The following is a 22,626-nucleotide window of genomic DNA, read 5'->3' on the forward strand; positions in this document are numbered from 1 at the left end:
CTAGCGATCAAGGCGCAGCAGCGTGGTTTTGCCGGAACCATTAGGTCCCACAAGTACCGCGCGCACACTGTCGCCAACGCTGAACGAAACGTCATCTAAGAGTGGCTGAACGAAACGCCATCTAAGAGTGGTTGGGCGGAAAATGAAAAGGAAAGATTGGTTACCTCGAGAGTGGGCATAGCGATCTCCAAAGCCGTCGAAACATCCGGTTGCTTCTCGGTAAAGCCGAGTGGAGATCACAGCACCATCGGAATTAACACACTCCCAGAAATTGGAACGAACGCTATTCGGTAACTAGCCTCTAGCATACCGAATACGCTGCTGGGCGTCACTCGGAAGCCACTCAGGGCTCCTGTCAGGATGACATACACCCACCTAGCCGCCCGATGCACCTGGGATTAGCCTTGTTTTGTTACCGCTGGATTAATCAGGTTCTGAGCGAACACGCAATAAATCTTGCCGAATATCCACCATTTCTTTAGGTGTGAACCGGGCATACCGATGCGCGTGCAGCGCCGGCAAAAAGCTGAAAAACCGGGAAAATCATACCCGGCAGTGCTTATACAACGTACGATAGGTATCACACGTAAATAGGTGATTCTTGGAGGCATACATATATGACGAAAATGAATGTGGAGTCTTTTAACCTCGACCACACGAAGGTGGTAGCTCCCTATATTCGGGTAGCTGATGTGAAGACTTTACCCGCGGGAGATCAGCTAACGAAGTACGACGTTAGGTTCTGCCAGCCCAATAAAGAACATTTGACAATGCCGGTAATTCACTCCATCGAGCATTCCTTCGCCGAATATTCACGCAACCATTCGCCGCACGTTATTGACTTTTCGCCCATGGGCTGCCAGACGGGTTTCTACCTCCTCATGGCCGAAGCTCCGAATGTGCCGGCCATTTGCGAACTGGTAGAAACCACTTTCCGCGACATTATGGCCGCCACCGAAGTTCCGGCTGCCAATGAAATCCAATGCGGATGGGCCGCAAGCCACAATTTACAAGCCGCGCAGGAAGCTATTGCCGGCATGTTGGCACAGCGCGATAGCTGGGAAAAGGTGGAAGCTGCATGAGTCAATCCCCGGAAATGCCGCCGCTTCCCGAACCGAAAAGAATCGAGCCCGGCCCGCCTTCTGCGCTCGGCCTGATTATTGCCGCCCAGCGGGAAGAAATCGCACCGGTTATCGCCGCCTTCGCCAAACCAGAGGAAGTACAAGCCTTCCCCACGCCCTTCGGTCAGGCCTGGGTTTTCCCCGGCCCCAAAATCCCGATTATCGCTGCCCAAACCGGTATCGGTCTGGTAGCAACCGCCACGTTCCTTGGCTGGGCGGCCGAAATCTTGCGTCCACTTTTCGTTATTTCCGCGGGTACTGCAGGTGGTTTGGGGGCCAGTATTAACATCGGCGACGTCGTTATCGGCACCACGTACGCCTACACGCGCGCCGACGCCACCGCTTTCGGTTACCAAATCGGGCAGGTACCGGGCCAACCGGCTACTTTCCCGGCAGATTCAGACCTGCTCGACGCCGCACCGGAAGGTACCTTGCGCGGCCAGATTCTTTCTTCGGATGCTTTCGTGACGGCGAAAAATGTGGGGGAGACACGCGAACTGTTCCCGGAAGCTTTGCTCACGGATATGGAATCGGCGGCCGCGGCGCAAAGCTGTGCCATGGCACAGATTCCGTTCGCTGCTATCCGCTGTGCTTCCGACTTGGCCGGGCCTTCCGCCGAACAGGTGTATCACATGGAACTGGACCGGGCAGCTGAACTTTCCGCTGCTTGTGTGGCATCCACGGTCCGTACTTTGCTGGATAAATTCGAGGAAACGGGAAAACTGGATGCCTGCCTAAGCCTCGCCTCGAAACGGCCGCGGGCGGAAGCAGGTAGTTTGGCGAAGGACGGCGGCACGGGGAGCACGGCGGGCAGTCGTACCAGTGGGGAAACTAGCCACGCCCGGGCCCACGCGCCGCGCTTCTCTCTGGACGCTTTGCAAGCCGGGCTGCTCTATATGTTCGGGAAAATCAACGATATTACGCCGGAACTGAGTGAGGCCACGCCGGCAGACCATGCAGCTTTGGCGGAAGAACCCCTAGACCAAGAAGAAGTTTTGGGGATCATTGGCGGGGTGCGTGCGGCTTTGCGGGAAGATCCAAGTCTGACGATAACGGCCCGGCAATACGATGAAGAACGGGCGGCGCTCGCCCAGGCGGCATCGGTTTCCGGGCGCGGCAAACTCGTGTGGCCGCCAACTTCGCAGACGGTCACAAAACGTTTCGGCGGGTATTGGAATGACGCGCTTTCGGCGGCCGGTTTCGCGGTAAAACGCGGCCGGGAACGCGGATCCTTGAAGTTTACTGACGCCGATTACGATGAGGCGCTCGAACGGTTCATCGAATGGGTGCAGGCCGAAGGTCGCCGCGTGAGTTTCAAAAACTACACGCTCTGGCTACAAGAAACCGGCCTGCGAGGCATCTATCCTTCGGGCGCGGCAGTACGACAGCATTACGGTTCTTGGTCGGCGGCCCTGCACGGCCGCGGGGAAGCGGTTGCGGATAGCCCCGCCACCAAGCCCGCAGAGTCCGCCGAGTCCGCCGGGCACGCTGAGTCCGCCGGGCACGCTGAGTCCGCCGGGCACGCTGAGTCCGCCGGGCACGCTGAGTCCGCCGGGCACGCCGGGCCCACCGAGTCCGCCGGGTCCGCCGAGTCCGCCGGGCACGCCGGGCCCACCGAGTCCACCGGGCCAACAGAGCCCGCCGGCCTCGCAGAAAACTAAAAACGCGGCTCCGGCCGGCAACAAATCCAGTCAGATCTGGTGCCAGCCGGAGCCGCCCTTTTTGCGCAAAACACGTACTATCTCACGGATTACTCGCGTGTTTTACGTTTCTGCAGTTTATGTTCCTGCAGTTTATGTTCTTGCGGTTTACGTTCCCGCGTTTCCGCGTTTTATTCCTGTGCTTTACTCCCCCGCTTTCGGCGCGCTATTTTCCGCACCGGCTACGGGCAGTAGCGTTCCCGCATCTATTTGGTCCAACAGCCAGGCCTGCTCGAAGGCACGCTGTTCCCAAGCGCCATAGCGGCCGCTCTTCCCCGCATGGCCGGCTACCATTTCGATCTTCAAAAGGATCGGCCGGTCCGGGCCATTCGCGGTCTGCTCGCGCAGTACTTGCACCCATTTCGCGGCTTCTACATAAAATACGCGCACGTCATTGAGCGAAGTTGTGGCCAAAACCGAAGGGTATTGCACCTGGCGCACATTCTCCACCGGAGAGTAGCTCTTCATATAGGCATAAACATCCGGATCTTCTACCGGATTGCCCCACTCTTCCCACTCCCCCACGGTGAGCGGTAGTTCCGGCTGCAAAATCGTGGTCAGTGCGTCTACGAAAGGCACTCCGGCCACCACCGTCCGGAACAGTTCCGGTGCTTCATTAATCGCTGCCCCAATGAGCAATCCGCCCGCAGAAGCCCCTTCGGCGGCCAGCCGGCCCGGAGCTACCCATCCCGATTCGAGTAACCAGTTCCCACAATCCACGAAATCGTGGAAAGTGTTCTTCTTCTTATCAAGTTTGCCATCCTCATACCAGGCCCGGCCCAGTTCTCCGCCCCCGCGCAAATGCGTCCACGCGATCACTACGCCGCGGTCCAAGAATGAAGCCCACGAAACCGAGAAATACGGGTCTAGCGAAACTTCGTAGGAACCATATCCGTAGATATAGCCCGGATTCGTCCCATCTGGTTGCAGCCCCTTGCGGTACACAATCGTCATCGGTACCTGCACGCCATCACGGGCCGTCACCCACACATTTTGTTGTTCGTAGCGCGTGTGGTCATAGCCCGGCACCTGGCGCTGTTTGAGAGTGTGTTGCCGGCGCGTAGCAGGTTCGAAAACTCGCTGGGTGGGCGGTTCCAAAAGCGACTGCTCGGTGTAAACCACCTCGCTCGCCTCCCAATAAGCATCGGGTTGGGTGGCCACCGTGGAACCCGGAACGCGCGGGATAACTACCGGCGTCTCCCATTCTGTAGCGGGGGTGTTCGCTGCGCTTTCCGTTTCCGTTTCCGTTTCCGAAGCGGTTTGCGCTGCCTCGCCAGTTTCCCCAGTCACCGGTACCGCACCGGAAGCCGCAGCAATTTGCGATGCCGCGGTATTCGGCGTCGTACTTGCTGGCGACGCCGCAGCGCTACTTTCCGGCGCGCTAGCGGTAGCCCCCGCCTCCGGCGCTGGCGCAGATTCGGCCAGCTGCGGCGTCGGTAGTGCAATTGCGGGTGCATCCAGGAGCACGCGGGGCGGGCGGGTAGCGCGGTGCATCACCCGCAGTTCGGTTTCCCCGCCGGAACGCATGGAAATTACCGCGAAATCTCGGTAGGCCTCCACGGCGTCGATCCTTTCCCCAGCTTGCGGGGAAAACACGGTGACCCACTCTGCCAGGTTGGAAGTGCACATAGGTGCGCTGGCAATCTCAAAATCTGGATTATTGAGATTATGGGTAATGAGTAGTTGGTTTCCGGCAGGTTCCACCTGGTATTCGAGCCCGTCTTGGCGTGGTAAAACCACGTAATGGGTAGATTGATCGGCCGGGGAAGCCGTGGGAATAAGCCGCACTTCGGTAGTGGTGCGCGATTCGGAAGTGACCGTCACCCACTTGTTATTGCGAGAAGCTTCCAGAGAAACCTCAAAACGTTCATCGTCTTCCTGGAAGAGCAAAATATCGGTTTGTGCAGCTAGCGGATGCAGCCACACTTGGTAGCTGCGCCACGCCGCATTCGTCCGCGTGTAAATCACCCCGGAAGAATCCGCGGCCCAGGCCAAACCATAGCCAATATTCGTTACCGAATCGTCAACCACCAGCCCGGTTTCGATTTCGAAAACGCGGAGCGTGAAAGTTTCCCCGCCCTGGAAATCCACGCCCATGGCGCCCAACTTGCCATCCGGGGAAGGCATAAACCCGGAGACGCGGAAAAACTCTTCTCCCGCTGCCAAAGAGTTGCCGTCCCACACGAGTTGTTCGTAGGGCCCGCCTGGCTGTGGACGTTCTTCGCCCGTTGCGGGGATGCGGTAGACGGCCGGGTATTGGCGGCCCTCCCAGGTGCGTTCGTAGTACCACCAATCACCACAGCGTTGCGGCACCGTGGTATCAGCTTCGACCGTGCGCGCTTTATATTCCGCGTACAGGTTTTGCCGTAAGGGTTCTAGCGGGGCGAGTAAAGCGTCTGTATAAGCATTTTCTGCCCCCAGTAATTCCAGCACCTCCGGGTCTTCCTTATTGCGTAACCACTCGTAGTTATCGATGTAGGTATCCCCGTGGAAAACGCGTTCGGTGGGAATCTTTTTTGCCACCGGCGGGTGCGGCGCGGTGGCAGGTGCGGCGCTTACATCTTCCGGGTTCGACGACGCCGATACTGGCTCCTCGGTGGGCCCGGCCGGCAAGGTCGGATCATCCTTAGCAGGATGCCGCTTATTGGAAAGGAAATTCTCCTCGCTATCGCGGCTGCTATCGAGGGTTTCGCGTAGGTTTACCATGTCCGAAGCATAGCCGCGCTAACCTGCCCGCCGGTAGCCTTTCGAAGAATCAGAACACTGTGCTTCGCGCCAGAAAACACTTTGCTTGCTGTAGAAAACTTGCGGGCTTCGCGCAAGAAACCCGGGCTGTGCCGGCAAAATAACCGCGGGGCTAGGCAGGGCAAGTTAGGAAGGCTGGGCAAAAGCCGGGAAGGCAGGGCAACCTGGGGCTAGGAATACTTACGGGTTTCGGCCGTGGCCAAGGAATCCACGAACTCGTTGCCAGCATCGCCGGTGTGCCCGCGCACCCACTCCACTTCGGTGTAGCCCGTCCGGCTTTCATAAGCTTCTAACAGGGCGGCTACCAGTTCTTGGTTGGCTACCGGTTTGCCATCGGCTTTACGCCAGCCTTTCTTCCGCCAGCCCGGTGCCCACTTGGTAACCGTATTGATTACGTATTGGGAATCGCAGCGGATTAGTAGCCGCGCGGCCGGGTCGATGAAACGCAAGCCTTCCAGCAGGGCGGTGAGTTCCATAATGTTGTTTGTGGTGTGGTGAGCGCCGCCCGAGTTATAGGCGCCACTCTTTTGTTCTACCCAGGCCCACCCGCCCGGGCCGGGATTACCCGAACAAGAGCCATCGGTGGCGAGTACCGCATCGAATTCCGGATAAGACTTACCTATGGGGTTGCCGTGCTGAATTGCCATGGGAGCATCATAGCCGGGACCACTTTCTCCACACTGAGAGCGCGCGGGCCGGTAACCTAGAACTCGAGAATCATAGTGAGGAGAACTCATGCTTTCACTTTCTGACTACCGCGAAGCCATCAAGCTCGACGAACCGTGGCCGGTGCCGGGAAACGATCCCCGGTCTAATCGCGAGCTTTTCACCGTGGCTCTCGGGGGACTCACCGAACGTCAGGAAAAGATGACGGATCGGCAGCTTTTTGACGAACTCGAAAATCACCTTATTCACCGCGAACCGGGACCGATTGCGGAAAGCTACGGACGCGCCGTCGACCAGTTGTTGTACCGGAAATCGGCACTTTTGGGCCGTACCGAAGGTAAACATCTCATGCGGATCTCGGACATGATGCCCACCTCCGAATACGGGCAGGCACGGCACGCGGCAATCTGGCGGGGAGACATTCGCGAACTCGTAGTGGATGCAGTAGTGGAAGGGGCACGGCCCAATCTGCTCGGCTATCGGGAAAGCGGAGTATCTTCCGCCGATCAAGCTATTCATTCCCAGGCCGGCCCGTGGCTGCGTAATGATACGGCGAAGATCAGGGAAATGCAGGGGAAAGACGAAGAACCGGGCGGAGCGAAAATTACGCGCGGCTACCGGCTTCCCGCGCGGTATGTGATTCATACCCTGCCGCCTATCGTGGAAGGTACACGCCAACCGACGGAGCAGGAATGTGAACAGCTCCGTTCCTGTTATCATTCTTCTCTTGATCTAGCAGCCGAAGTGGGAGACATTGAAAGTATTGCTTTCGTGGCTCTGGCAACCGGGCGCGGAAATTTTGATCGTGAGATTGCAACGAAGATTGCGATGGGAGCGGTTGATGAGTGGATGTCAACTCACCGCGGCAAGATCAAGCTGGTGATTTTCGATATCTTTGGTGATGAGGACGCCGAGGTATACGTGAATACGATTGATAGGTGGATCGAGGATTGAGCGAAACGCAGAGTGGGTCCGAAGAACGTTACGAGACGGTAGAAAGCACCCCGAAAAGGAACGCGCTCGGCGGTAAGGGATATCGCATTTTGGTGATCGTGCTGGTGATTATCGCCCTCGTCGTCAGCGCCTTGGTGTTGATATTCACTTCGGACCCCTCGCGGTTGCCGGTAAATCAGGCTTCGCCGAGCGATCGGCCCACTTCCGTGTGGACGGATCCGCAAACCGAATGGGATGCGGATAGCAGCCCAAGCCCGGATGCTAATGCTTCCCCTACTCCCAATATGGAAGAGGTGCAGGCACAAAATCCGATCGCCGCGCGGTACACGGAAATCGCCGAACAAAAGGGCCTTTCTGCGAAAAACTACGAAATTGTGCCCACGATGTACGATTCGGTGCGCGGTCAGCTCATGGCTAACCCGGCTTTGCCGGAAGGTACCCCGGAAGCGCTCGGCCCGGCCGATGCTCCGGTACGGGTGATCGTATTTTCTGACTATTTGTGCCATTACTGCCAGAAGCTTCACGAAGAATCCTGGCCCGTTTTGGAAGAAAAGGCGCGGCGGGGCGAGATTCGCCTCGAGTTCTACCACTACACGATTTTCTCCCAGCTCGGTTCGGATAAGGCTGCCTTCGCCGCGCATGCCGCAGGTTTGCAAGGAAAGTTCTGGGAGTATTCAGATCTCTTGTTCACCGAAGGGGCGACGACGCCGGACGCTCACGGCAAGGCCCGTATCGCGGAAGATAAACTCGATGCCCTGGCCCAAAAACTGGGCTTGGATATGAATAAGTTCCACGCGGATATGAATTCTGCAGATACGCAGAACTTTGTTTCCGGGCAAACCGGTTATGCCAGTTCTTTGGGCATAAATGCCACGCCGGCCGTAATCATCAATGGCACCTATATTAGCGGGGCCTATCCGTCACAACTCTTCGAGAATGTGATCATGGTGGAAAAGGAACTCCTGCAGGATTACCCGGCCGCAGAGCAAAAAGCGGCCGCGGCCAATAACACCGCGCCAGCAAACTAACTGGCGCCCGGAAGAACCAAAACGCGGGTCGGTAGCTAGCAAGCTACCGACCCGCGTTCTGTTGGTGCTCGAGGGGGGAGTTGAACCCCCACGCCCTCGCGGGCACACGGACCTGAACCGTGCGCGTCTGCCTATTCCGCCACTCGAGCTAGGTGCTGAAGAATTATCAGCGCACACCAGCTTATAGCTAAAACCCGGCAAAACCAAGCTGTGAAGTTGTGTTGCCGATCGCAACAAAGCCGCGGGTGGGTATAAACTCACGGTTTCGCGGAGCAATGAGAGAAGCTCATCCCGTGCCTGCGCCCCGGAATCCAGCCGCGTTCGCTAATATCGAGGCTGTAGAAGAGATGTCTAGGAAAGGTGTTAGCCATGGCGGGGGCGTTTGGCAAATTTGAGAAAGGTGTTGAAAACGCGGTTGCCAGCGCGTTTCGGGCGTTCCGCTCGGAATTGAAGCCCGTAGAGATTCTCACGGAGATGAAAAAATCCATGGATCGCGATGTGGCACGCCTTTCCCGCGACCGTTCTGTTTCCCCCAATGATTTCGCGGTGCACCTGTCACCCGAGGATTTCGAACGGGTAGAAAACTGGGGGCGGGAAGCTCTGAGTGAAGAATTCGCCCAGGAACTCACTAATCACGCCGCCGAACAAGATTACATTTTCGTGGGTCCGATCACCATTGATTTTGTGGTGGATAGTTCTGTGCGGGAGGGCACCGTAGAGGTGGAAACCCGCGCTACGCGCGGCGCCGTCGCCCCTGCTACCACCAGCGCGGCAAATGCCAGTAACCCGATGATCCAAATCGGGAAAGATCGCTATATTCTCACCGGGCCCACCACCGTTATTGGGCGGGGGTCGGATTGTGATATTACAATTGACGACGCCGGTATTTCTCGGCACCATTTGGAATTACAAATTACTCCCAATGGCGTGATAGCCACCGATTTGGGCTCCACCAATGGCACCTACGTGGAAGGTCACCGGGTTCCGGCGGCCACGCTAGTTGACGGGAACACCATCACCATCGGCCGCACGCACATTATGTTCTGGACGGGTGAGGGTGCACGCTCATGAATCTATTGCTAACACTGCTCCGCTTCGGCTTCCTGATTTTCCTGTGGCTGTTCGTGCTCGGCGTGGTTCTCGTGGTGCGCAATGATACTTCCGGGTTGGCGATCCGTAGCAAGAAGCCTTCCCGGCGGGGGCGGCGTGCTGCCCGGCAAACCGAAAACGCTACCAGTGACCTAGCAGCAGGCGCCGCGGGTGCCGCAGGAGTAGCCGCAGGTGCCGGAGCAGCAGCAGGAGCCGCAGCAACAGCAGGAGCCGCAGCCGGCGCGGCCGGTGTCGCTGCCGGCGCGGCGGCGGGGGCTCACGCCGGTACCAGAGCCGGAGCACGCGGCGGTGTGAGCGGGCACGGCCCGGCGCGGGCCGGCGGAGGTGGGGCCGGTACTCGCGGCGCTGGATCGCGGCCGGTACTCGCGGTTATTGAAGGCCCTCTCACCGGCATGGTGCTACCCCTTGGCCAGGCCCAGATAATCATTGGCCGCTCCCCCGATTCGTCACTGGTCCTTGACGATTCTTATGCTTCTTCGCGCCACGCACGGGTTTTCTTCCAAGACGGCTACTGGTGGATCGAGGACCTACAATCGACCAACGGTACTTACATCGGTAATTCCGCAATCACCGAACCGGTAGCACTGGTGCCCGGAACGCGCGTGCGGATCGGGAAGACGACGATGGAGCTGCAGATTTGAGCGATATTCGACTGAAATATGCGGCGTTCTCGGACGTCGGGTTAGTGCGGAGTAATAATCAAGACGCCGGATATGCCTCCCCGCACCTAATTGCCGTAGCTGACGGCATGGGTGGGGCGGCGGCAGGCGACGTCGCCTCCTCCGTGGCAATTTCGCATCTTGCCCAAATTGACGATTCGCACGCTGCTGATGATCTGCTTCCGCTCCTGCGGCAAGCAATGACGGACGCGCATGACGATATGCTCGCCCGCGTAGCTGCCGACCCAAAACTGGCGGGCCTGGGCACCACGTGCATCGCCATTTTACGTTCCTCCAATAAGCTCGGCATGGTCCATATTGGGGATTCGCGAGCATATTTGATGCGGGGCGGCACCATGCAACAGGTGACGCACGATCACACCCTCGTCCAATACCTGGTAGATCGCGGCCAGCTCACCCCGGAAGAAGCCGAACACCACCCGCAACGCAATGTGATTATGCGGGCCCTGGGGGATACTCCCGGCCAGGTAGAACTAGACGAGTCCATCCGCGAAGCCCGGCCTGGAGATCGTTGGCTACTGTGCTCGGATGGCCTGTTCGGCGTCGTCGCCAACGATACGATTCGGCACGCCATGGCCACCATTGAGGACCTGGAAGAACTTGGCGAGCATCTGATCGAACTTGCTTTGGCGGCCGGTGCACCCGATAACGTTACGGTGGTGCTAGCCGATGTGGTAGCCGATTCCGACGGCGAACACGGCCCCAACCAGCCCGTAATTGTTGGTAGTGCGGCCCTTGACTATCAGCGGCCCACCCGCGGGGGCACTTCCGCCGCGGCCCGGGCGGCACTGCTCGGCCAAGGCGCGGCCGGTAATGCAGGTATGGCCGGTATAGCCGGCGTAGCGAAGACGCCAAACAGTGCCGGTAGCGCCGCAGAAGGATATGGCGAGGGTGCAGATAACAGCGCCGGATACGGTGCGGGAGAATACGCCGGCGGGTCCGCGGGGAGCGGTGTCTACGGTAAAGACGGAGCTACTATGGCCGGCGCGGAGGAAGGCGCGGAGGAAGACGCTACTTCGCGAACCCGCAGGTTCCGCTTCGCCCGTTTCTTTGCGATTCTGGCCGTGCTCGCGATCCTGGTGGGCGGCACTATTGGCGGCTACCAGTGGACGCAAACCCGCTACTACGTGGCCGCCGAATCCGGAAAAGTGTGGATTTACCGGGGGGTACCGCAAGTGATTGGATCTTTGCGGCTGTCTTCCCCGGTAGAAGAAACCGATATTAATCTTGCCGATCTTGCCCCGATTGCCCAAGAACGTTTGCAACATCCGATTACGCGCGATTCTTTGGACGGCGCGCGCGAGGTAGTGGACAACCTGCGCACCCAGGTGCGGGAGGACAAACGCAATAACACCGGCACCGGCCCGGAAGCAAGCAACTCTGGCACGCCTGCGCCTGCCCCTTCGTCTGCACCTGCTTCCTCGGTCCCGCCCGCCCCAGCGCCTTCACCTGCCGCGCCTGCTCCGGGAGGTGAATAGTCATGAGTGTTGTACTTACTGCTCCTGCCCGGAAAGGGCGCGTGCCCGAATTATTGCTTTTGGTGGCCGCGCTCGGCTTGGGCCTGCTTGCCTTCTGGCTAGTGTGGGACGGGCTAGGCAATGACGGTACACCCCCGAAATTTACTTTGCTCGCAGCCGGAGGCGGCCTGTTCGTGCTCATAGTCCATCTGCTTATCCGGTGGATGGTCCCCTATGCAGACCCGGTGTTGTTCCCGATCGCACTGTGCCTGAATGTGCTCGGCTTGGCCATGATTTATCGGGTGGACGCCGCTGCCGAAACTCTCGGTTCGCGTTCGCAACTGATTTTGACCGGCGCGGGCCTAGTGCTCTTCGTGCTCACGGTAATGCTCACCCGTAACTATCGGGTTTTGCGTAATTACAAGTGGACTTCCCTGGCCTGCGGTATTGGCCTGCTGCTTTTGCCCATGCTTCCCGGCATCGGCAGAACTATTAATGGCGCGCGCTTGTGGATCCACATCGCCGGGTTTTCTTTCCAACCGGCCGAACTTGCCAAAATTTGTTTCGCGATTTTCTTCGCCTCCTACCTGGTAGCCGAACGCGACAATCTTTCCTTGGCCGGCCCGAAATTTTTAGGGATCCGCTTACCTAAACTTCGCCATATTGTGCCAATTTTGGTGGCCTGGGCGATGTGCATGGGCATCCTGGTGTTCCAGCGCGATTTCGGGACTACGCTGCTGTTCTTCGGGCTCTTTGTGGCCATGCTCTGGGTAGCTACGGAACGAGTGAGCTGGTTGGCTATCGGGGCGGTGCTTACGGTAGGCGGCGTCGCCTTCGTGGCTACCACGGTGCCGCACGTACGAGCACGTTTCGCGGTGTGGCTCGACGCCTTCAACCCTGAGATTTACGAAGGCCGGGGCGGTTCCTACCAGCTGGTCCAAGCCTGGTTCGGAATGTCTTCCGGAGGTTTGGTAGGTACCGGTTTAGGGCAAGGTCACCCGAATTTGGTATATGCCGCCCAATCTGATTTCATTTTCGCTTCCTTTGCGGAAGAAATCGGCCTGATAGGCGTAATGGCAATCCTCTCCCTCTACCTGCTTTTTGTAGGGCGGGGTATGCGTACCGCCATCCAATTGCGCGATGGGTTTGGCAAACTTTTGGCCTCCGGGCTTTCCTTCGTGATCGCCATCCAATGTTTCATTGTGATCGGCGGGGTCACGCGGCTCATTCCGCTTACCGGCCTGGCCCTACCCTTCCTCGCGCAAGGCGGATCCGCCCTAATCTCCAATTGGATCGTCGTCGGCCTGTTGCTCCGCCTCTCCGATTCTTCGCGCCGCCCCGCCGAAACCACCAGCCAACCCTCCACTGAAGAACTCGAGGCCATCATCAAAGCCAGCGGCCCCGAAACCGGGACGAACAGCGTCGCCTCCGGGTTGGGCTGGGGAAGCTACAGCAATGGTGGGCAAACGGGCCCGCGCGGTAGCGGGTACGACGACGCACAACCCACGGCGCCGCACGCTTTTGGCGAGCAGGAAACCGCGCCGAGCGCCCAGGGCGAGCAGGAAACCGCGCCGCGTGGTGGCGGGTACTTGGCGGAGCAGCGTGGCGAGCAGTCAACTATGCCGCGCGGCGACTACCCAACGAAACCGGCCGGGGGCCACCAAGCAGAACCGTGGCGAGGAGTGGTGCAACCGTGAATCGACCGATTCGGCAACTCGTGGCCGTCATTTGCGTTATGTTCCTGGCCTTGGCGGCGTCTACTACGTATATTCAGTTCTTCCAAGCGAAGTCTTTGAACGCGAACCCGTGGAATGTGCGGGCACTGTACAACCAGTACGGCACCAAACGCGGGCCGATTATTGTGGGCGGGGAAGCTATTGCCAGTTCCGAACCGGTGAACGATACGTATTCGTTCCAGCGGGTTTACCACCAAGGTCCGCTCTATTCGAACCTCACCGGATATTTCTCCACCGCTTTTAATTCCATGACGGGCACGGAAGCGGCCATGGATGGAGTACTGGCCGGTTCCGACGATTCCTTGGCGATTCAACGCCTGCAGGAATTGTTTACGGGCGCAGAACCGCAGGGCGGCGGCGTCGAACTTACTATTGACCCGCAGTTGCAGGAAGCCGCGGAAAAGGCGATGGATGGGCAACGCGGCGCCGTGGTGATCGCGGACGCGCACACCGGGGAAATCCTCACTCAATATTCGAGCCCCGGCTACGACCCGAACGTGATGGCCGACCATTCGCGCAGTAATGCCGAAAAGGCTTTCGACCAGCTTTCTAAGGATCCGGAAAAGCCCTTGGTGGACCGCGCAACGGGCGGCGATCAGTACGCGCCGGGCTCCTCTTTCAAACTGCTTACCGCGGTGGCGATGATCGAAAATTTGGGTTTGACCCCGGATTCTTTGGTGGAAGCTCCGCGCGAATATTCCCCGCCAGGCACCTCGCACGTGATCTACAACCCCGGCCAGTTGGCGTGCGGGGACGGATCCGGGCAGGTAACTCTCAACCAGGCGTTCGCACAATCTTGTAACACGCCTTTCGCCATTGGCGGCGTGCAAGTAGGTGCGGACGCCATGATCAAGCAGGCGGAGAAGTTCGGGTTCAATGCCCCGCTTACCACGCCCCTGCCAGTTTCAGCTTCCCGGTTCCCGCAACCGGAAGACGCCGCCGCGTTGGCCATGGATTCCTTCGGTCAGCGGGACATCCGCGTCACCCCGATGCAGATGACGATGATCGCCATGGCGATCGCGAACGACGGCGAACTTATGCGGCCCCATCTGGTGAAAAGAACCTTGACGGCTGATCTCGAACCGATCTCGGAAACCAAACCGGAATCGATGGGAAGGGCCATGAGTAAAGACACCGCGCATTACATGCAGGTGATGATGTCGGATGAGGTCAAGAACGGTACCGGGCATCGCGCCGCCATCGAAGGGGTGGATGTGCAAGGCAAAACCGGAACCGCGGAGATTGATGCGAACACTCCGCCGCATACGTGGTTCGTGGCTAATGCCAGCATTAATGGTCGCACTTATTCGATCACCGTTTTGGTGGAGAATTCCGGGCATGCTGGATGGTATGGGGATGGGGGTTCGGTAAGTGCACCCATCGCGAAGAAGATTCTGGAAACTAAGCTGAGCTAGGCTCAAGGAAAACGATGCACAGGCAAGGAACAACGGCAACAAGGAAGGTGACGCGACGTGACTGAAATCCCCCGCGTACTCGGAAGCCGATACGAAGTCGGAGACCTTATCGGGCGCGGTGGCATGGCCGAAGTACACCGCGGTTATGACACCCGGCTCTCTCGCACCGTCGCGATTAAAATCTTGCGCGCGGATTTGGCACAAGATGCCACATTCTTGGCGCGGTTCCGGCGCGAAGCGCAATCGGCGGCGGCGCTCAACCATCCCTCGATTGTGTCCGTGTATGACACCGGTGAAGAATCCGTAGTTTCCGCTACCGGCCAGCGCGTTCCTCTGCCATATATCGTTATGGAACTGGTGAAGGGACGCACGGTTGCCTCCCTGCTGGAGGGCGGGGATCCGGTACCGATCGGGGAAGCCGTGCAGATTGTGGTAGGCGTGCTTGCCGCCCTCGAATATTCGCACCGGGAAGGGATCATCCACCGCGATATTAAACCGGGCAATATCATGCTCACCACGGACGGCAAGGTAAAGGTGATGGACTTCGGGATCGCCCGGGCTATTGCCGATTCTGCCGCCACCATGACGCAAACCAACTCGGTGGTAGGTACCGCCCAATATCTTTCCCCAGAGCAAGCCCGCGGCGAAGTGGTGGATGCACGATCTGACCTGTACTCCACCGGCTGCGTGCTTTATGAACTCTTGACGGGCCGGCCGCCTTTCGTGGGTGATTCCGCAGTGGCCGTGGCCTACCAGCACGTTTCGGAAACCCCGCAACCGGCCTCGCAAATCGCTCCCGATATTCCGGATGCGATTGACCGCGTAATCATGAAGGCTTTGGCCAAGAACCGCGAAGAGCGTTACCAAACGGCCGCCGAATTCCGCAACGATCTGCTCGCGGCGGCACGCGGCGAGGGCGTTTCCGCCCCCGCCGTCGGTTCGTGGGCGGCCGGGGCCGCGGGTGCTGCCGCCGGGCTCGCCGCCGGTGCGGCCACGCAAGCTTATGGTGCCCAGGCCGGGGCTCCTACCCAGGCTTATGGCGCACCCACCCAGGCGTACGGGGCACAAACCGCCCAACAGTACGCGGGCGCCGGCCCCTACGGGGCCGCCGGATACCCCACCAACCAGCAGCTTACGCAAAATACGGCCACCCAGGCCGCGGTGGGAGGTAAAGAGGAAGAAGAATCGCCGGCCAAGAAGAGCCGTTGGGCCATCTGGTTGGCTGTGGTACTCCTCGTGGTTGCTGCCGCGGTGGGTGCCTGGTTGATTTGGGGTAATAAGAGCCCCGAACCCGAGCCGACTCCAACTGCCACCCAAGCCCAGTTGGTATCCGTACCGGATCTGGCAGGCATGACGGAATCTCAAGCCAAGCGAGAAGTGGAAAACGCTGGTCTAGTGTTCAAGCGCGGCACCGATCAGGCTTCCGATTCGATAGCCAAGGGTGAATTTGTTTCCGCCGATCCGGCAGTGGGTGCCCGCGTGGAGGCCGGTTCTACGGTGACGGTGCGTTTCTCCTCCGGGCCTTCGGCAGTGACCGTCCCGGACGTAACGGGCATGACTTTCGAACAGGCACGTTCGGCCTTGGAGAACGCGAATCTTTCTATTGGCGACCAGCAGCAGGTGAATGATCCGAGTACCGCGAAGGATCGGATTGTAGCTACCGTGCCGGCATCCGGAGAACGCGTTTCGCCCAATACGCAGGTCACCGTACATATTTCCACGGGCCTGACCACCGTGCCGGATGTGACGGGAATGAGCCCCGCTTCGGCGCAGCAAGAGCTTTCTGCGGCTGGATTGACGGTTATCAACCAGATCGAACAGCCGGTGCAGGACGAGTCTTTGCATAACGTGGTGGTCGATACTTCGATTGAAGCAGGCCGCGCGGTATCCCAGGGCACGCAGGTGACGATCTACGTGGGTAACTACCGGCAACCCGCGCCAGAGCCCACCCGCGAGCCCGGCGTGCCGCAACAGCCGGGTGAAAACGGCCGGCCCACCGAGCAACCGGAGCCCAGCCCCACCCCCACCCAGGGGCAAAACTAGCGCAGAGCTAGTGCGGAGCTAGCACGGTACTAGCTGGTACGGAACGGGTTAGCACTGAACTAGCTGGTATAGGACCAGCTGGTACGGAACTAGCTAGCACCGAACTGAGTACTAGTAGGTACCGAACTAGCTGGCGCGAAACTAGCTGGCACAGCGAAAAGAAACGGGTCCCCCGCGGCGAAAAAGCACGCGGGGGACCCGTTGTTTATTGGTCGCTATTTTGAGTAGCTGGTCTGGGTTGCTATTTATTGCATATCCGGGCTGATCGTGGTGTCGATCGGCCGGATGAGTTCGTTGAGATACGGGAAAAGGTGCTCAAACAGGCCGTAGATGATAGCCGCCAAAATAATGATGACCTCGATGACCTTGAACCAAGTTGGGCCAGGTAGGTGCCGCCAAATCCATCCGTACACGTTCTTACTTTCCCTTCACGAGTTCTTCCGGTTTGCCGTCATGCGGATCTACCCAGTGATCAAACTGCGCGTACACAATCCAGCGCTCATTAGAAACATAGGGCGGGTGGCAAGTGGTGATAGTCATCATCCGTTTCTCGGCCGGCAGTTCCGGATGCCCCGGATTCGGGGATAGAACTTCCGTAGCCGTGGGTTGGACGATATCCGAGCCCACCATCTTGTACACGTAGTAGGCGTCTTCAGTTTGCACGATGATGGAATCACCTTCGCGCATCTTGTCTACATCACGCATTGCCGCCCCGTAGGTTTGCCGGTGCGCGGTGATCGCGTAATTGCCTACTTCGCCCACATACTGGGTTTCCGGGTAATGGCCAAAACTCCCGGTATCAATAATGTTTTCCAGATCCACGCCATATTTGATCGTGTAGGCCCAATCTTTCCCAAATTCTGGGATGTAGATGATGCCTTCAATATCGCCTTCGGTGGTGTAGTGCCGGGCGGGCGGTGGATCGTCGTAGCGCGGGGTACCGATTCGCTCTTGGGCATTCGGATCTCCCCACGCGTGCTGGGCTTGCTCGACCTGTTTCGCTTGGTCTTTATTAGCCCCCAAATCGGTGTAGTAGAGCTGCCAAAAAATAAAGAGTCCCACTAGCACGCCCAGGGTAATAAGAATCTCCCCGATAACGCCCAGAAGCCTACTGAAGAAACTTCCCCGCCGGCGCGGTGTGGTGGGAGCCGGGCCAGCTACTGCTGCCGAGTGAGCGGCGGCGCTATAATCGAAACTCGTGTCTTGCTCCCAATCTGCAAAAGCTACCGACGCCGGTTGTGTTTGCGGAGCTGGAGCCCCACGATATTCGCTTCCGCTTTGTGAGGTGTATGCGGGAGCATATTGCGTGGCATACGGATCCGGTTGGCCGGCGTATCCGGTGCCGTAACCACCAGCGTACGGATCGTTTTGGTACGGGTAATTTTGGTACGGATCGTTTTGGTACGGGTAATTTTGGTACGGATCGTTTTGGTACGGGTTGTTGGTGCCACTTTGGTACGGGCTACCAGCACCGTTTTGGTAGGGACTCCCGGCTGTGCCCTCATACGGGTTGCCGGTTCCGTAAGAATTACCGGTACCGTAAGGGTCACCGGCGTCGTAAGGATTTGCGGAACCTGATTGCGAACCCGTGCCGTACGGATTACCGGCGTCGTAGGGACTACCGGCACCGTAGGGGCCACCGGCGCCTTGCGGGGAGCTAGCGTTGGCTTGCCACGCGTGTCGGCCGCCCAGGGGATCCCCGGAAGCGTTATTTCTTCCCGACATGAGACTCCAATCTGAGATAACTTCGCTCAGGATAGACCTTGTAAATTAGCGGGCGCAGTAATGACGCGCGCATTTCGCCTAAAGCAGCCCATGTAACGCAAAATAACGGCAAAACGGGACTTTGCGGCAGATAATGCCAAAGCGGCGTTTTCCGGCTTAACACGGTGGCGGGGTGCGGTGGTGACGTGCGATAGCGAGGAAGCGGGGTGCGCTTCCGCGGTGGCGGGGCGGTGAGCTCGCGGCATAGCGGTGTGGTGACATGGCGGTGTGGTGACATGGCATTATGGTGAGGCGGCGGCGTGGTTCTGCGCCGGCGAGGCGGGGTGATGGCGAGGCGGCCGGATAGTTGGCACCATAGCTTGCACCAGAGTATCTCGCGGCTGTGCGCAAAGCCACGAAGGTGGAAGTCTGCATAGAAAGTGTGGAAAACCGCCACTTTAGCTAAGCTAGTCCGAGTAGCTCTAAGGCCTGGATGGGAAAGGGACACGATGGCAAGAACTGACGATCTCGATAGCGAGCTCTCCACACCTGCTGCTGAGGCTGTTGATGAGCAAGGTGAGGTGACGGAAACTCGCCGTCGTTCGAAGACTCGCCATCGTCGTACTGTGCGTGCTTCCGAAAAGCGCCGCCCGGGTACCAAAGCGGATCAAGAAAAGCGGGCGCAAGCTGAAAAAGAAGCTGCGAGCAAGCCAAAGGTACCGCGCGGAAAGCGCCGTTCGCCCAGCTGGTGGGCGCCGGTAATGTGCACACTAATGATCGTAGGCCTGATCTTTATTGTGGTGGCCTACGTTTCCGGCCTGGCATTCCCCATTCCCGGGATCGGGCAAGGAAATCTCTTCATTGGTTTCGGTGTGCTCATCGTTGGCTTCCTCATGACCATGGGGTGGCGGTAGTAGATTTTCGCCACCTGCCTTGCGGTAGCGGTTTTCTGTACCGGCCAGGTTCTGAAGCGTCAAGTATTGATCGGTGCCGTGGCAACATGCCATAACCTGTACCACTGCACGCCTGCTATCTAAGCGGAGCTGAGCGCATACAAACTCGCTAAACACCCAGGGCCCGGAACAAATATCTGCGTGGCTCACGCGTACTTTCTCGGATAATAAGCAGGTAACCAAAGCACGATCGGTACTCTCATAGAGCGCGACACCAGATTCACGATCCTTCTACTCCGAGTACTACCTCGACGCCGTAGTCGAAGAACTCAACGACCGGCCACGCAAAACACGAAACTGGGAAATCGTCAGAAAAATATTTGAAATCATCAACACTTAACCAGCGTAACCATCACTACGATTTCCCTACCCACGACTTCAATAACCTGATGGCGCTGTATAAACCCTGCCCGCTCATCGCATCTCCGCGTTGGACGTAAATCGCCGGCGGAATGGCAGGTCGGCTAAGCATGATTCGCTCGGGTAGGGTGATTGAATTTCTAGCGGCGTGTCGACTGGACAGAGGGCTCGGTCTGCCTCCTGTAAAAAGCTTGAATCAAACGAGGAATTTAACATGCACGTTATCCATTGACGCTAGGAATCAGGAAGGACTAGGCCTGCACCATCGCTTTAGTGTGATTTAGGGGACAGTCATGTTGTTGTCGAAGAAGACATGCTCCGGCGTGGTAGCTGTCATTCTTTTCTTTCTGTTTTCAACGGGAGTACCTGCCTACGCGGCAACTAACGGGAATCCTATAGATCCGAGCATCGAAACAGGGCAGGACTCGTATGTTGGGAATTTAGATGATAGTCCGGTACGGTCTCATGCCCTAGCTGGCGGTAGCCTTCTTGGTGCTGATAGAAAAAGCACTTTTGCACTGCGGGCAAACACATTTGTTGGAAAAGTTACGGCTCACTGGCCACATAAATCTGGTAGCCAGGCTTCGGGGCATGTGACATGGGAGTTGAAATGGGGTTCGGCTCCAAAGCTGAGAACAACATCAGAACTGTGGAGCTATAGCAACGGAAGTTGGGTCAAACGCGCAACAGCGACCGCAACGGTGTGGCATGTTTGTGACAACAGAACGGTTAGACATGCCTGATATTCGGGAATTTTTTCGATCGCTTTCTGCCGACCTTGGATATGATCCACAGTTAGATCCAAGTAACGAGTTTTCGTGGGCTTTTCATGATGCTACTTTCGATCACGTACACGGAGATTCCCTAGAAACTACTGTCACACTGTCGGCAACTATCGCACATAAGCATCCTCGGGCCCTTGTCCCGCTTGTTTACTGGGCATGTCAGTCACTGGTTTTTCTTGGGGAGTTTGATCTCCATACCGTATCTCTACGTTTTCCGGAGGGGCAGGGGAAGGTACAACCGAGGCAAGTCTTTCGGCATTTACCATCTCCTCCTGCTTCTAGGCAGTTTCCGTTTACCCTTGAAGTCAATCTACCAACAGTGTATGACGCTCAATTGCTCAGTGAGCGTATCGAACGAATCTCAAAAATGCCGTTTCCAGCATTTAGGATCGAGTCTGTATCGCCCCTACAATGCTCAGCCACTACGTCCAATGAATCAACGGGAAACTGGTGGCAACTCAGCGGGTATATGAATTCGTGGAACTACCTCGAGATCGGTTACCTCTTGTATATTATTCAGATGGCGATGCTTGGCGTCACGGAAATTCGTCTTATACGCCAGTGAATATTCAGTAAATATATGGAACTACTGGCGCAGTGAGCGCTATCAATTAAACAGACCACAGAGGTGTCAAACTGAGATAACGCCAAAACCGCGTGCATTGATGTTTTTGAATCTGCCAAAAGAAAGCCTATACAGGGAAGTAAGTGAGGTATATGGCGGAAGACGTGCGGCTTGCGGGGAGAACAGTTTTTCATCGGCCCGGCACGGGCCTCGTGAGTAGACCGCGTGGAGTAGGCTGGTCATATCCGCAATCCCCACCATGAGGAGAAGTGATATGTCGAAGAAGAAGCGCGTCGGTATTCTCACTGCCGGTGGTGATTCTCCCGGGCTGAATGCAGCTATCCGCGGCTTCGGGAAAACGGCAATTGGCCGTTACGGTATGGAACTAATCGGGTTCCGTAACGGCATCACGGGCTTGGTACGCAATAATTTCCAAGGCCTTGGTAGCGAAGACCTCGCCGGAATTTTGACCATGGGTGGCACCATGCTTGGCACTTCGCGGGATAAAGTGCACAAGTTTCCCGACGGCGAAGGTGGTACCTTCAACGCAATCCCGCAAATCAAAGAGAACTTTGAAAAAGATGAGCTCGATGCGCTCGTCATGATTGGTGGGGGTGGCACCGCCAAAAACGCGAAGCGTTTAGTTGATGCCGGGCTACCGGTAATTCACCTCCCCAAGACGATCGATAACGACATCATGCATACCGATACCAGCTTCGGGTTTTCCACAGCCCTAGGTATTGCTACGGAAGCGATTGATCGCCTGCATTCCACCGCCCACTCCCACCACCGCATTATCGTGGTGGAAATAATGGGCCACCGCGCCGGCTGGCTAACTCTGGGGGCCGGCATTGCCGGGGGTGCAGATATTATTCTGATCCCGGAAATCCCGTACACGATCGAAAAGTGCGCGGAGTATATCCAACGCCGGGCCGATCACGGCCGGCCTTTCTCCGTTGTTGCCGTGGCGGAAGGCGCCCACAATGTGGAAGTGGCCCGCCGGCTTGCGGCCGCAAACGAACTGGTTACCCACGCGAAGAATGCGGAAGCAAAGCAAGCGGCGAAGGAACATCGGCGCACGATCGAGGCCAATGAACGCGATTCGAGCTTCCGGGTAGCCGAACAGTTGGAAGCCGCTACCGGTTTGGAAGCCCGCGTGACGGTGCTCGGCTACGTGCAGCGCGGCGGTATACCCGATCAGCAAGACCGGCTTTTGGGTACCCTCCTGGGCGGAGCTGGAGCCAATGCAGTGGCGGAAGGTAATTTCGGAGTAATGATTGCTTCCCGCAATGGAGAGGCCGTGCCGGTACCTCTGGCTGAAGTGGCCGGGAAAGATAAGCTCGTCCCCGTGGATCATCCCTGGGTCGAAGCTGCCCGCAATGTTGGCACCAGCCTCGGCGATTAGGGCGTAGGCCCGGCAGCGGCGATAATCTCGCCCGGGCATTATTTATCCACAACTACATATTTGGTGCACTGCTAGTGCGCTACCAAGCCGTCCGGGCAGATCTTGAACGCCCGGGCGGCTTTTTGTGCGTAAACACGCCAAAAAAACGGCTTCGGAAGCACGGCCGAGGTAGCTGCAACTATCCACCGAATTCGAACCT

General features: G+C 57.9%; 17 protein-coding genes and 1 tRNA gene. 12 read left to right on the plus strand and 6 right to left on the minus strand.

The window, feature by feature from the left end; genetic code table 11:
• Positions 1–240, minus strand: a complete 240-nt coding sequence (locus tag BLT47_RS09660; protein ID WP_476920366.1) for an ATP-binding cassette domain-containing protein — start codon at positions 238–240, stop codon at positions 1–3.
• Positions 241–617: 377 nt separating this feature from the next.
• On the opposite strand from BLT47_RS09660, the gene BLT47_RS01590 reads away from it, so the two are divergent.
• Entirely contained in the window at positions 618–1,082 is a 465-nt protein-coding gene (locus BLT47_RS01590; RefSeq protein WP_049619692.1) for an S-ribosylhomocysteine lyase, read from the plus strand.
• On the plus strand, positions 1,079–2,782 hold the full coding sequence (mtnN, locus tag BLT47_RS09490; protein WP_074660977.1) for a 5'-methylthioadenosine/S-adenosylhomocysteine nucleosidase: 1,704 nt from the start codon (positions 1,079–1,081) through the stop codon (positions 2,780–2,782). The genes BLT47_RS01590 and mtnN overlap by 4 nt, the downstream gene beginning before the upstream one ends.
• A gap of 183 nt (positions 2,783–2,965) precedes the next feature.
• Here mtnN and BLT47_RS01600 read toward each other — a convergent pair whose 3' ends face one another.
• Together BLT47_RS01600 and BLT47_RS01605 are read right to left on the minus strand one after the other, a co-directional pair.
• Positions 2,966–5,527, minus strand: coding sequence for a S9 family peptidase (locus BLT47_RS01600; protein ID WP_083329987.1), 2,562 nt, complete (start codon positions 5,525–5,527; stop codon positions 2,966–2,968).
• A 209-nt stretch (positions 5,528–5,736) separates the two neighbouring features.
• On the minus strand, positions 5,737–6,213 hold the full coding sequence (locus BLT47_RS01605) for a ribonuclease H family protein (RefSeq protein WP_074660979.1): 477 nt from the start codon (positions 6,211–6,213) through the stop codon (positions 5,737–5,739).
• An 88-nt stretch (positions 6,214–6,301) separates the two neighbouring features.
• Here BLT47_RS01605 and BLT47_RS01610 point away from each other — a divergent pair, with 88 nt between their 5' ends.
• Both BLT47_RS01610 and BLT47_RS01615 read left to right on the plus strand, forming a co-directional pair.
• Positions 6,302–7,186, plus strand: a complete 885-nt coding sequence (locus tag BLT47_RS01610; RefSeq protein ID WP_074660982.1) for a macro domain-containing protein — start codon at positions 6,302–6,304, stop codon at positions 7,184–7,186.
• Positions 7,183–8,214 carry a DsbA family protein gene (locus BLT47_RS01615; RefSeq protein WP_074660984.1) on the plus strand — a complete coding sequence of 344 codons (1,032 nt, stop codon included), beginning with the start codon at positions 7,183–7,185 and terminating at the stop codon, positions 8,212–8,214. Before BLT47_RS01610 ends, BLT47_RS01615 begins: the two co-directional genes overlap by 4 nt.
• 62 nt (positions 8,215–8,276) lie before the next feature.
• Here the strand turns inward: BLT47_RS01615 and BLT47_RS01620 are convergent.
• Positions 8,277–8,363, minus strand: a tRNA-Leu gene (locus BLT47_RS01620).
• Positions 8,364–8,583: 220 nt separating this feature from the next.
• On the opposite strand from BLT47_RS01620, the gene BLT47_RS01625 reads away from it, so the two are divergent.
• Genes BLT47_RS01625 through pknB form a run of 6 tightly spaced genes read left to right on the plus strand, consistent with a single transcriptional unit; the run spans position 8,584 to position 16,655 of the window.
• Entirely contained in the window at positions 8,584–9,285 is a 702-nt protein-coding gene (locus BLT47_RS01625; protein ID WP_074660987.1) for an FhaA domain-containing protein, read from the plus strand.
• Positions 9,282–9,965 carry an FHA domain-containing protein FhaB/FipA gene (locus BLT47_RS09495; RefSeq protein WP_074660989.1) on the plus strand — a complete coding sequence of 228 codons (684 nt, stop codon included), beginning with the start codon at positions 9,282–9,284 and terminating at the stop codon, positions 9,963–9,965. The genes BLT47_RS01625 and BLT47_RS09495 overlap by 4 nt, the downstream gene beginning before the upstream one ends.
• Positions 9,962–11,482: a PP2C family protein-serine/threonine phosphatase gene (locus tag BLT47_RS01635; RefSeq protein ID WP_074660992.1), complete on the plus strand. Its 1,521-nt coding sequence runs from the start codon at positions 9,962–9,964 to the stop codon at positions 11,480–11,482. Before BLT47_RS09495 ends, BLT47_RS01635 begins: the two co-directional genes overlap by 4 nt.
• A gap of 2 nt (positions 11,483–11,484) precedes the next feature.
• A complete protein-coding gene (locus BLT47_RS01640) occupies positions 11,485–13,158 on the plus strand; it encodes an FtsW/RodA/SpoVE family cell cycle protein (protein WP_231583112.1) in 1,674 nt (557 codons plus the stop codon).
• Positions 13,155–14,612, plus strand: a complete 1,458-nt coding sequence (locus BLT47_RS01645; RefSeq protein ID WP_049619698.1) for a penicillin-binding transpeptidase domain-containing protein — start codon at positions 13,155–13,157, stop codon at positions 14,610–14,612. Before BLT47_RS01640 ends, BLT47_RS01645 begins: the two co-directional genes overlap by 4 nt.
• A 57-nt stretch (positions 14,613–14,669) precedes the next feature.
• Complete coding sequence (gene pknB, locus BLT47_RS01650; protein ID WP_049619699.1) at positions 14,670–16,655, plus strand: Stk1 family PASTA domain-containing Ser/Thr kinase; 1,986 nt, start codon at positions 14,670–14,672, stop codon at positions 16,653–16,655.
• Between the two features lie 245 nt (positions 16,656–16,900).
• Here pknB and BLT47_RS09255 read toward each other — a convergent pair whose 3' ends face one another.
• Complete coding sequence (locus tag BLT47_RS09255) at positions 16,901–17,068, minus strand: hypothetical protein (RefSeq protein ID WP_176700763.1); 168 nt, start codon at positions 17,066–17,068, stop codon at positions 16,901–16,903.
• Positions 17,069–17,072: 4 nt separating this feature from the next.
• Positions 17,073–18,380: a class E sortase gene (locus BLT47_RS09405; protein ID WP_082160062.1), complete on the minus strand. Its 1,308-nt coding sequence runs from the start codon at positions 18,378–18,380 to the stop codon at positions 17,073–17,075.
• Positions 18,381–18,868: 488 nt separating this feature from the next.
• Between BLT47_RS09405 and BLT47_RS01660 the strand changes: the two genes are divergently transcribed.
• Positions 18,869–19,273, plus strand: a complete 405-nt coding sequence (locus tag BLT47_RS01660; RefSeq protein ID WP_082160063.1) for a cell division protein CrgA — start codon at positions 18,869–18,871, stop codon at positions 19,271–19,273.
• 2,023 nt (positions 19,274–21,296) lie between these two features.
• Positions 21,297–22,427 carry a 6-phosphofructokinase gene (locus BLT47_RS01665; protein WP_049619702.1) on the plus strand — a complete coding sequence of 377 codons (1,131 nt, stop codon included), beginning with the start codon at positions 21,297–21,299 and terminating at the stop codon, positions 22,425–22,427.
• Positions 22,428–22,626: the final 199 nt, after the last annotated feature.

The sequence above is a fragment of the Actinobaculum suis genome, assembly GCF_900102025.1.
Lineage (GTDB): Bacteria > Actinomycetota > Actinomycetes > Actinomycetales > Actinomycetaceae > Actinobaculum > Actinobaculum suis.